Consider the following 12,615-nt stretch of genomic DNA (forward strand, 5'->3'; position numbering starts at 1 on the left):
GCGTCCGGAAAGCAAACGCAAGGGGCGCCCGCCTATGCGGGCGCCCCTTACACATGGTCACGCTTCACAGCCTCGCGCGCGTCGCCTCCAGCAGGCGTAGCACCGACTCGTCCGCGACGTCCGCCACCTCGTCGTAGGCGAACCAGCGAAGGTCGAGCGACTCGTCGCTGATCTCCTGGACCGCGTCCGGCGGGGCCACGACCGCGTACTGGACGTCGAAGTGCCAGTGGCAGGGTGCCGGGATGGGATGGCGGTCGAGGCGGACCGGGCCGCCCGGCAGCAGCACCAGGCCGGGGACGCCGGACTCCTCGGTGGCCTCGCGCAGCGCCGCCGCCGCGAGGGAGCTGTCCTGCGGCTCGCAGTGACCGCCCATCTGGAGCCACATCCGCAGCTTCCGGTGCAGGGTCAGCAGAACCCGGCCCCGCTCAGGATCGACCACCAGGGCGCTCGCCGTGATGTGACCCGCCTGGCAGGCCTTCCACAGACCGTCCTCGTGCGCCGACAGGTGGTCCAGGTACGCCTGGCGCAGCTCCTCCTGGCGCAGCTCCTCCTGGCCCTCGTACCCCTTCAGGACGAGGACCGTGTCGTCGTACAGGCTCACTCGGTGCCGTCACCCTTGCGGTCGTCCTCGGCGTCGCCCCCGGGCTCGTCCTTGGTCAGGTCCGGCTTCCCGGCGGAGCCGCCGGCCGCCTCGCCGAGCATCTTGTCGAGCTCGGAGAAGTCCAGCTGCTCGCGGTGCACGAAGCCGTCCGGGTCGTCCAGGTCCGAGGCCGTCGGCAGCATGTCCGGGTGGGCCCACAGGGCGTCCCGGCCGTCGACACCGCGTGCGTCCGTGAGCGAGGCCCACAGACGGGAGGCGTCGCGCAGCCGGCGCGGACGCAGCTCCAGGCCGATCAGCGTGGCGAACGTCTGCTCCGCCGGGCCGCCCGTCGCACGGCGGCGGCGCAGGGTCTCGCGCAGCGCGTCGGCGGACGACAGACGCGGCTTGGCGGCCGCGTGGACCACCGCGTCCACCCAGCCCTCGACGAGCGCCAGAGCCGTCTCCAGGCGGGCCAGGGCGGCCTTCTGCTCCGGGGTGTCCTCCGGCTGGAACATGCCCTGCTGGAGGGCGTCCTGCAGCTGCTCGGGGTTCTGCGGGTCGAACTGGCCGACCACGTCCTCCAGCTTCGCCGTGTCGACCTTGATCCCGCGCGCGTACCCGTCGACCGCGCCGAACAGGTGGGAACGCAGCCACGGCACGTGCGCGAAGAGGCGCTGGTGGGCGGCCTCGCGCAGGGCGAGGTACAGCTGCACCTCCTCCTTCGGCACGCCCAGGTCCTTGCCGAACGCCTCGACGTTCACCGGCAGCAGCGCGGCCTTGCCGGCCGGGCCGAGCGGCAGGCCGATGTCGGTGGAGCCGACGACCTCGCCCGCCAGCACCCCGACGGCCTGGCCGATCTGCGTGCCGAACATCGCGCCGCCCATGGAGCGCATCATGCCGATCAGCGGGCCGGCCATGGCCTGCATCTCCTCCGGCAGCACGTCGCCCATCGCCGCGCCCACGCGCTCGGCGACCGGGTCGACGAGCTCCTGCCAGGCGGGCAGGGTCGCCTCGACCCACTCCGCGCGGGACCACGCCACCGCGGAGCCGGCCCCGGACGGCAGCGACGTCGCGTCGTCCAGCCACAGGTCGGCCAGGCGGACGGCCTCCTGGACCGCGGTGCGCTCGGCGGGGCCGATGCTGGAGTCCTTGGTGCCGTCAGGGGTGCCCTGGGAGACCGTCTGGCGGGCGATCTGCTTGGCCATGTCCCAGTTCACCGGGCCGCCCTCGTACGAGAGCATCTGGCCCAGCTGCTGGAAGGCGGCGCCCAGGTCGTTGGGGTTCAGCGAGCCGAACATGGCAGCGAGCGGATTGTCCGCGCCGGGTCCGCCGAAGCCTCCGGCGCCGGGCAGCCCGCCAAAGCCGAACGGGTTGGCCGGGCCCTGACCACCACCGCTCTCCTGGTCCTTCTTCTTGCCCTCGTCGCCGTCTTCCGGCTCCTCCGGCGGAAGGCCGAATCCGAATGGGGTGTCACTCACGGGATTCCTCGGCTGGTAAGGCCGCCGGTTCTCTCCGACGGCACGACTGCCCGATAACACCACCCAGCGTAGACACCATGGGCGGATCGGGCCTCGGTGCTTCGCCGACTCTCGGCCTGCGGCAGGATGGATGCCACCTGGTACGGACGCGTCACTCGCGTTCTTACTGAAGACAACCGCTGGAGACGCCCGGTGAGTTCCCCAGATCCTCAGGTTCGCGCAGCGCGAAACGAGTCGGCCCACCCGTCGCCCGACCAACGCCCCTCGACGACGGCGTCTCGCGCCGGCGAGTCGATCCCGGTGCGCGGGCCGGTCGTCGCGGTCACCGGAGCCGCTTCCGGCGTGGGCGCCCTGCTCACCGAACGGCTGGCCGCCTCGGACGGGATCAAGCAGGTCATCGCCATCGACGAGCGGCGCGGCGAGTGCGAGGCGGCGCAGTGGCACATCCTGGACGTGCGCGATCCGGCCATCGCGGACAAGCTGCGGGGCGCGGACGTGGTGGTGCACCTGGCCCTCGATCTCGATCTGGAGACCGACCCCGCCGCCCGTACGGCCTACAACGTGCGCGGGACGCAGACCGTGCTGACCGCCGCGGCCGCCGCGGGGGTCCACCGGGTCGTCCTGTGCACCTCCGCGATGGTCTACGGGGCGCTGCCGGACAACGAGCTGCCGCTGTCCGAGGACGCCGAGCTGCGCGCCACGGCCGAGGCCACCGGGGTCGGCGACCTGCTGGAGATCGAGCGGCTCGCCCGGCGCGCCCCGCGCGCGCACCCGGGGCTCAACGTCAGCGTCGTACGGCCCGCGGTGTTGGTGGGAGGCACGGACACCGCTCTGACCAGGTACTTCGAGTCGCCTCGCCTGCTGGTGGTCGCCGATTCGCGGCCCGCCTGGCAGTTCTGCCATGTCGAGGATCTGTGCAGCGCCCTGGAGTACGTCGTCCTGGAGAAGGCCGACGGCGAGCTGGCGGTCGGCTGCGACGGATGGCTGGAGCAGGAGGAGGTCGAGGAGCTGAGCGGCATCCGGCGGATGGAGCTGCCGTCCGCGGTGGCCCTGGGCGCGGCCGCCCGGCTGCACCGGATCGGGCTGACGCCGTCCCCGGCCGGTGACCTGGCGTACACGATGTACCCGTGGGTCGTGAGCGGAAGCCGGTTGCACGACGCGGGCTGGCGCCCTCGGTGGACCAACGAGGAAGTGCTCGCGGAGCTCCTCGCGGAGGTCTCCGGACGGCACACCGTCGCCGGACGCCGGCTGGGCCGCAAGGACGCGACGGCGGCCGGCGCGGCGGGCGCGACCGTGGCCCTGCTGGGCGCCGCGGCGGTGGTACGCCGGGCGCGGAAGGCACGGCGCCGCATCTGAGGCGGCGGCTCCACCCGGCCGGGCCGCCCCCCGGAGACGGCATCGGGCCTCGCGGAGCACCCCAGGGGCGGAGGAACCCCCTGGGGCCCGCAGGGGCCCGGCCTCGGAGAGGGGCCTCTGCGACACACCAGCCCCGAGGCCCCGAGGCCGTGAAGCCGTGAAGCTGCGAAGCCTTGAAGCCCGGGGCTCGTAGGAGACTCCAAGCCTTCACGCGCGTGTGCCGGGTGAAACGTCTATTCCGCGTCGTCAGGAGCGTGCGGCACGATAGGGGTATGGCACCCACGAACGATCATCCCGGCGAGCACGCCGCGCAGGAGCCCGTCAAGCTCGTCGCCGTCCGGGAGACCGCGCTCTCGCTGGACGAGGTCTTCAGGGCCGTCGGGGACGAGGCGGCCGGGGGGATCGCCCTGTTCGTGGGCACCGTGCGCAACCACGACGGCGGCGCGGACGTCGATCAGCTCGGCTATTCGTGCCACCCCAGTGCCGAGGCCGAGATGCGGCGGATCGCCGAGAAGGTCGTCGCCGAGTACCCGGTGCGGGCGCTGGCCGCCGTGCACCGGGTCGGTGATCTGGCCGTGGGAGATCTCGCCGTCGTCGTCGCGGTGTCGTGCCCGCACCGGGCCGAGGCCTTCGAGGCCTGCCGGAAGCTGATCGACGATCTCAAGCACGAGGTGCCCATCTGGAAGCACCAGACCTTCTCCGACGGCACGGAGGAGTGGGTGGGGGCCTGCTGAACCCCCCTGTGCCGTCCTCGGGTTGCGTAACCGCACCCCTGCCGTGAGCGTTGTCAGTGCGGATGGTTAATCTGCTGATCAGTCAGTTCGCGCGGTTGCTCACCGGGGTTGGGAGGTCGGCATGGGTGCGCTTCTGTGGTTGCTCATTCCGCTCGTCGCCGCGATCGGAGCCGGGCTGTGGGGCAGCTGGGCCGGCCGGACGCGCAAGCAGCGCGGTGACGGTCCCGAGCTCACCGGGTACGCCCGCTTCCGCGAGGCCATGGAGCGGTCCGACTCCGGTACGTGAGACGCCGGGGGTGGGCCTGACGGTCCGCTGACAGGGCCGTCCCGTACTGTCTTGGCATGCCACGCCGCACCGCGACGATGCTCGCCTCCACCCTGATGCTGATCGCGCTCCTGTGCGCGGGAGTGTTCATCCCCGTGCCGTACTCGGAGATGTCCCCGGGACCCACGGTGAACACGCTCGGGGACCACGACGGCGAGCCGGTGCTGCAGATCTCCGGGCACCGGACCTACACGACCAGCGGCCACCTGAACATGACCACCGTGCGGGTCACCAGCGCCGACTACCGCATGAACCTCGTCGAGGCGGTCTACGGATGGCTCGCCCACGACAGCAAGGTCGTCCCGCACGACACCCTGTACCCGGACGGCAAGACCGAGCAGCAGTCGACGCAGGAGAACGCCGAGGAGTTCAGCCAGTCCCAGGAGAGCGCCAAGGTCGCCGCCCTGAAGGAGCTGCACATCCCGGTGAAGACCTGGGTGATCGTCTCGACGGTGGTCAAGGGCTCCCCGGCGGAGGGCAAGCTGCACGCCGGTGACGTCATCAAGGCCGTGGACGGCACGGCCGTGAAGCGGCCGGAGGACGTCGCCGGGCTGGTGACCAAGCACCAGCCCGGTCAGGACGTCGTGTTCACCATCGTGCCCGCCAAGGAGCACGCCGCCGCCGAGAAGCAGAACAAGACGGCGACCACCACGCGCAAGATCACGATCACGACCACGACCTCCGACGACAAGGGCAAGAAGCGCGCCATCGTCGGGATCTCGGCCGGGACGGACCACACCTTCCCGTTCAGCATCGACATCAAGCTCGCCGACGTCGGCGGGCCGAGCGCCGGCCTGATGTTCTCGCTCGGCCTCTACGACAAGCTCACGCCCGGCAGCCTGACCGGCGGCAAGTTCGTGGCCGGCACCGGGACGATCGACGACGACGGCAAGGTCGGCCCGATCGGCGGCATCCAGATGAAGACGGTCGGCGCGCGCAACAAGGGCGCGCGCTACTTCCTGACGCCCGCCGACAACTGCTCGGCCGCCGCCAAGGACACCCCGAGCGGGCTCACCCTGGTCAAGGTGAACACCATCGACGACGCCCTCGGCGCGCTGAAGGACCTTCGCGCGGGCCGGACGTCCGACCTGCCGAAGTGCACGGTCAAGTAGGACCGCCGCGGCGTTCTGCTACTCCTCGAAGGTCGCCGACAGGGCCTGCGCCAGCCCGGGCACCAGCTCGGAGCCGGTGAGGACCTCCGTCGGGGCGTCCTTCGCGCGCAGGCGCAGGGCCGAGTCGCGGGCGCCGTCGCGCAGCACCGCGACCGTCATGCGGACCTCCTGGCGCTCCGGGTGGTCCGCCACCCACGTGGCGAGGCCGGCCTCGTCCAGGTCCTCGGGAACCTGGGCCTCGGCGGACGGCGGCAGCATCAGCCGCTCCACGGTGAGCGCGCAGCCGGCCACCGCGTCGGGCCAGGCGATCGTGGCGAGGAACTCGTCCAGCGGCTTCCCGGCCGGGATCTCGTCCTGCTCGATGGGGGTGAGGCCACCGGTCCCGGAGCCGTCCTCCAGGCCGAGCTGGGCCGCGAGGGCGGGTTCCTGGGACCGCAGCCGAGCGGTGTCTACGAGGGCGAAGAGGCGGGCGGGCTGGTCCCAGCCGAGGCCGGAGGTGTACTCGTCGATCTCGAGCACGGCCCGGGTGAGCGGGTTCGCTGCCATGGGAGTGTTGGACATGGTCACAATCCTGCCTCGTTCATGGCCGGAATCGGGAACCGAGTAAACGGTGAGTAAGTTGCATAGGTAGTGGGCCCACGATCACGGGGGGCCACGGCGGACCCGTGAAGACGCGGGCCTGACGTATCGACAGCGAACTTCGAGGTGCGCACCTTGGCTTTCCAGATGCCGGACCGCGGCGGAGGCCCGACGGGGCCGCGGATCAGAGTGGGCCGCCCGTCCCGGCGTGTCCGGACCCTGCTCATGACACTGGGCGTCCTGGCCGTCCTCGGCATGGCGTTCACCATGTTCGCGGGGTTCTGGACCGAATGGCTCTGGTATCGCTCCGTGCAGTACTCGTCCGTCTTCACCACCACGCTGTGGACCAAGATCGGGCTGTTCTTCGTCTTCGGCCTGCTGATGGCCCTGGCGGTCGGCTTCAACATCTGGCTGGCGCACCGCATGCGGCCGCCGCTGAGCGCGATGTCGATGGAGCAGCAGAGTCTCGACCGCTACCGGATGGGGATCGCGCCGTACAAGACCTGGCTGCTGCTCGGGATCACCGCCCTGGTGGGACTGATCGCCGGTGCCTCGGCATCCAGCCAGTGGCGCACCTGGCTGATGTGGGTCAACGGCGTGCCCTTCCACCAGAAGGACCCGCAGTTCCACCTGGACGTCTCGTTCTACGCCTTCGACCTGCCCTGGTACCGCTTCCTGCTGGGCTTCGGCTTCGCGGCGGCGATCCTGTCCCTGATCGCCGCGGCGCTCACGCACTACCTGTACGGCGGGCTGAGGGTCACCTCCCCGGGCGCGCGGGCCACGGCGGCCGCGACCGGGCATCTGTCGGTGCTGATCGGCATCTTCGTCGCCCTGAAGGCGGTCGCGTACTGGCTCGACCGGTACGGCCTCGCGGTGAAGTCCAGCGACTTCAAGGCGACGGACAACTGGACGGGCCTGCGGTACGTCGACGCGAACGCCTACCTGCCGGCGAAGACGATCCTGTTCTGCATCGCCGTGATCTGCGCGCTGCTGTTCTTCGCCACCCTGTGGCGGCGCACCTGGCAGCTGCCCGTCATCGGCTTCGGCCTGATGGTGCTCTCGGCGATCCTCATCGGCGGGCTCTACCCCGCGATCGTCCAGAAGTTCCAGGTCCAGCCCAACGAGCAGGCCAAGGAAGCGCCGTACGTCGAGAAGAACCTCAAGGCGACGCGTGAGGCGTACGGCATCGACGGCGCCAAGGTGTCGGACTACTCGGGGACGAGCAAGACCAAGGACAAGGCCACGCTGCGCGACGACGTCGGTTCCACGGCGAGCATCCGCATCCTGGACCCGAACATCGTCTCGCCCACGTTCCAGCAGCTCCAGCAGATCAGGAACTACTACGCGTTCCCGACCAATCTGGACGTCGACCGGTACAGCAAGGACGGCAAGGACCAGGACACGGTCATCGGTCTGCGCGAGCTGAACCTCAACGGCATCCCGAAGAACAACTGGATCAACGACCACTTCCGCTACACCCACGGCTACGGGGTGGTCGCCGCCAAGGGCACCGCCGCCGACGCCAACGGCCAGCCGGTCTTCACCGAGTACGACCTGCCCTCCAAGGGCACCCTCGGGACATACGAGCAGCAGGTCTACTACGGCGAGAAGACCACCACGTACTCGATCGTCGGCGGTCCCCAGAAGGAGATCGACTACTCCGACGACAGCGGTGAGAAGACCACCAGCTACAAGGGCAAGAGCGGGGTCAACCTCGCCAACCCGATCAACCGGGCGGCGTACGCGGTCGCGTTCAACGAGCCGCAGATCCTCTACTCCGGTGCGATCGGCGAGGGTTCGCGCATCCTGTACAACCGCACGCCGAAGGAGCGCGTCGAGTCGGTGGCGCCCTGGCTGACCATCGACGGCGACGCCTATCCGGCGGTGGTCAACCACCGCATCCAGTGGATCGTCGACGCGTACACGACGACGAACGGCTATCCGTACGCGTCCCGTACGACCCTCGGTGACACGACGGCCGACTCGCTGACCGCGAGCAACAACTCGCGCGCGGTGGTGGCCCAGCAGAACCAGGTCAACTACATCCGCAACTCGGTGAAGGCGACGGTCGACGCGTACACCGGTGAGGTCAAGCTGTACCAGTGGGACACCAAGGACCCGGTGCTCAAGACCTGGATGAAGGCCTTCCCGGACACGGTGCAGCCGAAGACCGCGATCTCGCCCGACCTGATGGCCCACCTGCGGTATCCGCAGGACCTGTTCAAGGTCCAGCGCGAGCTGCTGACGCGTTACCACGTCACCAGCCCGACGACGTTCCTCAGCGGCAGCGAGAGGTGGCAGGTGCCGGACGACCCGACCAACAAGTCGGGCAGCGCGGTGCCGCCGTACTACCTGAGCATGAAGATGCCCGACCAGCCGTCGCAGGCGTTCTCGCTGACGACGACGTTCACCCCCAACGGCCGGGACAACCTCAGTGCGTTCATGGCGATCGACGCCGACGCGAGCAGCGGTGACTACGGCAAGATCAGAATCCTGAAACTGCCGACGAGCACGACGGTCGACGGACCCAAACAGGTCCAGAGCCAGTTCAACTCCGAACAGGACATCGCCGAGTCCATCAAGCTCCTCAAGGGCGGCGATTCCGACATCGAGTACGGCAACCTGCTGACGGTGCCGCTCGACGGAGGACTGCTCTACGTGGAGCCGGTCTACGTACGCGGTGGTGGACTGAAGTACCCGCTGCTGCGCAAGGTGCTGGTCAGTTACGGCGACAAGACCGCCTTCGAGGACACCCTCGACGAGGCCCTCAACAAGGTCTTCGGAGCGGAGAGTTCGACCCCGCCGCCGACGGACCAGGGGACCAAGCCGCCGCCGACGTCCAGCAACCCGACGGTCCAGGAAGCGCTGAACGACGCCCAGAAGGCGTTCGACGCGGGCCAGGCGGCCCTGAAGAAGGGCGACTGGCAGGCGTACGGCAAGGCGCAGAAGGACCTGGAGGACGCGCTGCAGAGGGCCGAGGACGCGCAGTCCAAGGCCGACAAGACGGGCGGCAGCAGCACTGCCGCGCCGACGGCCGGCGCCAAGCCGAGCGGCAGCGCCAAGCCGAGCGGCAGTCCCAGTCCGAGCGGCAGCGCAGGTGGGTAGCGGCCACCGCTGATCAAGTCCACCCCGCGTCGTGGTACGGTTGCCACACAACGACGCGGGGTGGAGCAGCTCGGTAGCTCGCTGGGCTCATAACCCAGAGGTCGCAGGTTCAAATCCTGTCCCCGCTACTCAAATCGAAGGCCCGGATCCTCAAGGATCCGGGCCTTCGTGATGTGCGAACGCATGTGCCGGTACGAGGGACGGCCGTGCCCCCTCGGGGAGTTGGGCGATCTGTGTTTGACTTGTCTCTCTGTGGGCATGTCGACAAAACGCTGAAGTGACCTCACTGGCTGCGGTATACCAGGTGTACCCGGGTTGCAGGTGGTGCGACGATGGACGTTATGGGGGACAAGGCAACTCTGTTCGAGACAGGGCGATTTGTGCAGCCTTCCGAACCGGACGAAGCCGGGGAGGTGGCCGAGGAGGCCGTCGAGGAACTCCGCCGACGGCTCGCCGCCGAGGCCGGCGACGTCGAGGCCATGAGCGTCCTCGGGGCCATGCTGCTGCGCCGCGGTGATCTCGACGGAGCCGAGCCCCAGCTGCGTGCCGCCACGGCGGCGGGAGACCGCGCCGCCGCCAACAACCTCGGAGTCCTCCTCCTGCAGCGCGGATACGCCGACGAGGCCGCCGGCTGGTGGCGGATCGCCGCCGTCGCCGGATCCGCGGCGGCCGCGCACGCCCTGGGCCGCCACCACCGCGAGCGCGGGGACGAGCCGGCCGCCGAGTACTGGCTGCGCCAGTCCGCCGAGCAGGGCCACGCCCTGGGCGCCTACGCGCTGGCCGATCTGCTGGAGCACCGCGGGGACGCCGGGGCCGAGGAGTGGATGCGGGCCGCCGCCGAGCACGGGCACCGTGAGGCCGCCTACCGGCTGGCACGTGCGATCGACCGCCGTGCGGCGGTCGAGGGCGAGGGCGGGGGTGACAACGGTGTCGAACTGCTGGCCGAGGCCGAGCAGTTCTACCGGCAGGCCGCCGCGCGCGGGCACCGGCGGGCCGCGCTGCACCTCGGCGCGATCCTGGAGCGGCGCGGCGAGCTCAAGGAGGCCGGCCGCTGGTACCTGACCTCGGCCAAGGACGGGGAGGCGCGCGCGGCCTGTGCGCTCGGCTTCCTGCTGCGCGACGCCGGGGACACCGAGAGCGCCGCCGTGTGGTGGCTCAGAGCCGCCCAGGACGGCGACGGCAACGCCGCCAACGCGCTGGGCGCGCTGCACGCCGAGCGCGGCGAGACGCAGACCGCAGAGCGCTGGTACCGGGCGGCGATGGACGCCGGGGACGACAACGGCGCGTACAACCTCGGGCTGCTCTGCGCCGAGCAGGGGCGGACCGCGCAGGCCGAGCAGTGGTACCGCCGGGCCGCGTACGCCGGGCACCGCGAGGCGGCCAACGCGCTCGCCATCCTGCTGCTGCAGGGCGGGGACACCACCGGCGCCGAGCCGTGGTTCTCCAAGGCCGCCGAGGCCGGGAGCGTGGACGCCGCGTTCAACCTGGGAATCCTGCACGCCGGCCGCGGCACCGCCGAGGACGCCGCGGCCGCGCTGCGGTGGTACGGGCGGGCCGCTGCCGCCGGGCACACGGAGGCGGCGCTCCAGGTGGGCATCGCGCGGCTGCGGGACGGCGACGAGCAGGCGGCCGAGCGCCATCTGCGGTGTGCGGCGGGAGGCGGCAGCGCGGAGGCCGCCTACCGGCTGGCGACGGTCCTGGACGCCCGCCGGCCGCCCGAGCCCGCGCACGAGCTCGGCGAGCCCGCGCACGAGCGGACCGAGTGCGAGGAGTGGTACGAGCGGGCGGCCACCCAGGGACACCGGCGCGCGCAGGTGCGGGTCGGCATGCTGGCCGCCGCCCGCGGGGACGTGGTGGAGGCCGCCCGCTGGTACCGGGAGGCTGCCGAGGCCGGGTCCCGCAACGGCGCCTTCAACCTGGGGCTGCTGCTGGCCCGCGAGGGCAGCGAGCCCGAGGCCGCCGTGTGGTGGACCCGGGCCGCCGACGCCGGTCACGGACGGGCGGCGCTCCGGCTGGCCCTGGTCTACACGCGTCGGGGTGAGCTGGCCGAGGGGCAGCGCTGGGCGGACCGCGCGGCCACGCTGGGGCCGGCGGAGGTGTCGGAGCGCGCGGCCCGGCTCCGCGACGCGCTGCGCGAGGAACTGTCCGCCTAGCCGGAGCCGAGTGCGGTCCTGATGGATTTGCCTCTGCCGACGTCCTTGACGTAACGTTGCGTTCAACGACGCGGGGTGGAGCAGCTCGGTAGCTCGCTGGGCTCATAACCCAGAGGTCGCAGGTTCAAATCCTGTCCCCGCTACTGAAGGCCGAGGGCCGGAATCCGGAAACGGACTCCGGCCCTCGGTGTGTCCGCGGTCGACGGCGTTCGAGGCGCACGGGAAAACCCCGGCACCTTGACGGTGCCGGGGCTCCGGTGAAGCTCCAGGGTGGTCTCAGGCCGAAGCGCAGTCCGGGCAGACGCCGCGGTAGGTCACCTCGACGTCCGAGACCGCGAAGCCGAAGCGCTCCGAGTCCGGGAGGTCGGCGAGCGGGTCGCCGCCGGGGCGGACGTCCCGGATCGCGCCGCAGCGGGCGCAGACCAGGTGGTGGTGCGGCCGGTGCGCGTTCGGGTCGTACCGCTTGGCGCGCTTGTCGGTGGAGACCTCGAGGACCTCTCCGAGGGAGACCAGCTCACCCAGCGTGTTGTAGACGGTGGCCCGGGAGATCTCGGGCAGTTTGGCGACGGCCCGGGTGTGGACCTCGTCGGCCGTCAGATGGACGTGATCGCCGTCGAGAACCTCGGCCACGACGCGCCGCTGCGCGGTCATGCGCCATCCGCGTCCGCGCAGCCGTTCCAGAAGGTCGCTCATGCCGCCCAGCCTAACAGCAGGGGGACCATTTTCCGAACAGGTGTGACTTTGGATCTCCACTCGACTTGGACTGAGTCCAACCTGCTCGGGGTCCCCCTGCGCGGTCAGGCGGGCGCGTGCTGCCGGACCGGTGCCCAGCAGCGGATGATGTCGCGGACGGAGACGATTCCGGCGGGTTCGCCGTGGTCGAGGACGATGAGGTGGCGGAATCCGCCGTGGGACATCGCGTGGGCCGCCTCCTCCAGCGTCCAGGACGGGGCGGCGAAGACGACGTCGGTCGTGGTGTGGGCGTGCGCACGTTCGGTGTCGGGGTCCTGGCCGAGGCCGACGGAGTTGAGGATGTCGCGTTCGGTGAGGATCCCGATGCCGCCGGCGTCGGGATCGAGGACCACGGCCGCGCCGACCCTACGGGCGGACATCAGGGCGGCGGCCTGGCGGAGGGTGTGGGCAGGGCCGATGGTGAGGACCACCGTGCTCATGGCGTCGCGGACGAGCATGGA

Annotated in this window: 11 protein-coding genes and 2 tRNA genes; 8 read left to right on the forward strand and 5 right to left on the reverse strand. The window is 70.9% G+C overall.

Features of this window, described 5'->3' with window-relative positions; genetic code table 11:
• Positions 1-64: 64 nt before the first annotated feature.
• Together ACIRPX_RS11710 and ACIRPX_RS11715 are read right to left on the reverse strand one after the other, a co-directional pair.
• Positions 65-601, reverse strand: coding sequence for an NUDIX hydrolase (locus tag ACIRPX_RS11710; protein WP_404191837.1), 537 nt, complete (start codon positions 599-601; stop codon positions 65-67).
• Positions 598-2,058, reverse strand: coding sequence for a zinc-dependent metalloprotease (locus ACIRPX_RS11715; RefSeq protein ID WP_404191840.1), 1,461 nt, complete (start codon positions 2,056-2,058; stop codon positions 598-600). Before ACIRPX_RS11715 ends, ACIRPX_RS11710 begins: the two co-directional genes overlap by 4 nt.
• Positions 2,059-2,250: 192 nt before the next feature.
• On the opposite strand from ACIRPX_RS11715, the gene ACIRPX_RS11720 reads away from it, so the two are divergent.
• The 4 genes from ACIRPX_RS11720 (at position 2,251) to ACIRPX_RS11735 (ending at position 5,585) form a co-directional block, all read left to right on the forward strand.
• A complete protein-coding gene (locus ACIRPX_RS11720; RefSeq protein WP_404191842.1) occupies positions 2,251-3,414 on the forward strand; it encodes an SDR family oxidoreductase in 1,164 nt (387 codons plus the stop codon).
• A 272-nt stretch (positions 3,415-3,686) separates the two neighbouring features.
• Complete coding sequence (locus ACIRPX_RS11725) at positions 3,687-4,148, forward strand: molybdenum cofactor biosynthesis protein MoaE (RefSeq protein ID WP_404191845.1); 462 nt, start codon at positions 3,687-3,689, stop codon at positions 4,146-4,148.
• A gap of 121 nt (positions 4,149-4,269) precedes the next feature.
• Positions 4,270-4,434 (forward strand): hypothetical protein, encoded by a 165-nt coding sequence (locus tag ACIRPX_RS11730; protein WP_404191848.1) that lies wholly within the window; start codon positions 4,270-4,272, stop codon positions 4,432-4,434.
• A gap of 56 nt (positions 4,435-4,490) precedes the next feature.
• Positions 4,491-5,585, forward strand: coding sequence for a PDZ domain-containing protein (locus tag ACIRPX_RS11735; protein WP_404191850.1), 1,095 nt, complete (start codon positions 4,491-4,493; stop codon positions 5,583-5,585).
• Between the two features lie 18 nt (positions 5,586-5,603).
• Here the strand turns inward: ACIRPX_RS11735 and ACIRPX_RS11740 are convergent, their stop codons facing one another.
• Positions 5,604-6,146 carry a PPA1309 family protein gene (locus ACIRPX_RS11740; RefSeq protein ID WP_404191853.1) on the reverse strand — a complete coding sequence of 181 codons (543 nt, stop codon included), beginning with the start codon at positions 6,144-6,146 and terminating at the stop codon, positions 5,604-5,606.
• A 165-nt stretch (positions 6,147-6,311) separates the two neighbouring features.
• On the opposite strand from ACIRPX_RS11740, the gene ACIRPX_RS11745 reads away from it, so the two are divergent.
• The 4 genes from ACIRPX_RS11745 (at position 6,312) to ACIRPX_RS11760 (ending at position 11,565) form a co-directional block, all read left to right on the forward strand.
• A complete protein-coding gene (locus ACIRPX_RS11745) occupies positions 6,312-9,269 on the forward strand; it encodes a UPF0182 family protein (RefSeq protein WP_404192147.1) in 2,958 nt (985 codons plus the stop codon).
• Between the two features lie 54 nt (positions 9,270-9,323).
• A tRNA-Met gene (locus tag ACIRPX_RS11750) sits at positions 9,324-9,397 on the forward strand.
• 204 nt (positions 9,398-9,601) lie between these two features.
• Entirely contained in the window at positions 9,602-11,422 is a 1,821-nt protein-coding gene (locus ACIRPX_RS11755; protein ID WP_404191855.1) for a sel1 repeat family protein, read from the forward strand.
• A gap of 69 nt (positions 11,423-11,491) precedes the next feature.
• Positions 11,492-11,565: transfer RNA gene (locus ACIRPX_RS11760), tRNA-Met, on the forward strand.
• Positions 11,566-11,698: 133 nt separating this feature from the next.
• On the opposite strand, the gene ACIRPX_RS11765 is transcribed toward ACIRPX_RS11760, so the two are convergent.
• Both ACIRPX_RS11765 and ACIRPX_RS11770 read right to left on the reverse strand, forming a co-directional pair.
• Positions 11,699-12,115 carry a Fur family transcriptional regulator gene (locus ACIRPX_RS11765; protein ID WP_404191858.1) on the reverse strand — a complete coding sequence of 139 codons (417 nt, stop codon included), beginning with the start codon at positions 12,113-12,115 and terminating at the stop codon, positions 11,699-11,701.
• Positions 12,116-12,219: 104 nt separating this feature from the next.
• The gene (locus ACIRPX_RS11770; protein WP_404191861.1) at positions 12,220-12,612 is read right to left on the reverse strand and encodes a cyclic nucleotide-binding/CBS domain-containing protein; all 393 of its coding nucleotides are present in this window, start codon (positions 12,610-12,612) and stop codon (positions 12,220-12,222) included.
• Positions 12,613-12,615 lie beyond the last annotated feature (3 nt).

Source organism: Streptomyces sp. NPDC101225 (assembly GCF_044767585.1).
Classification (GTDB): domain Bacteria; phylum Actinomycetota; class Actinomycetes; order Streptomycetales; family Streptomycetaceae; genus Streptomyces.

Bases quoted from the DNA above. Each gene is read 5' to 3' on its own strand.
- ACIRPX_RS11725 (WP_404191845.1), top strand. From the start codon at position 3,687: ATGGCACCCACGAACGATCATCCCGGCGAGCACGCCGCGCAGGAGCCC.
- ACIRPX_RS11730 (WP_404191848.1), top strand. From the start codon at position 4,270: ATGGGTGCGCTTCTGTGGTTGCTCATTCCGCTCGTCGCCGCGATCGGA.
- ACIRPX_RS11735 (WP_404191850.1), top strand. From the start codon at position 4,491: ATGCCACGCCGCACCGCGACGATGCTCGCCTCCACCCTGATGCTGATC.
- ACIRPX_RS11740 (WP_404191853.1), bottom strand. From the start codon at position 6,146: ATGTCCAACACTCCCATGGCAGCGAACCCGCTCACCCGGGCCGTGCTC.
- ACIRPX_RS11745 (WP_404192147.1), top strand. From the start codon at position 6,312: ATGCCGGACCGCGGCGGAGGCCCGACGGGGCCGCGGATCAGAGTGGGC.
- ACIRPX_RS11755 (WP_404191855.1), top strand. From the start codon at position 9,602: ATGGACGTTATGGGGGACAAGGCAACTCTGTTCGAGACAGGGCGATTT.
- ACIRPX_RS11765 (WP_404191858.1), bottom strand. From the start codon at position 12,115: ATGAGCGACCTTCTGGAACGGCTGCGCGGACGCGGATGGCGCATGACC.
- ACIRPX_RS11770 (WP_404191861.1), bottom strand. From the start codon at position 12,612: ATGCTCGTCCGCGACGCCATGAGCACGGTGGTCCTCACCATCGGCCCT.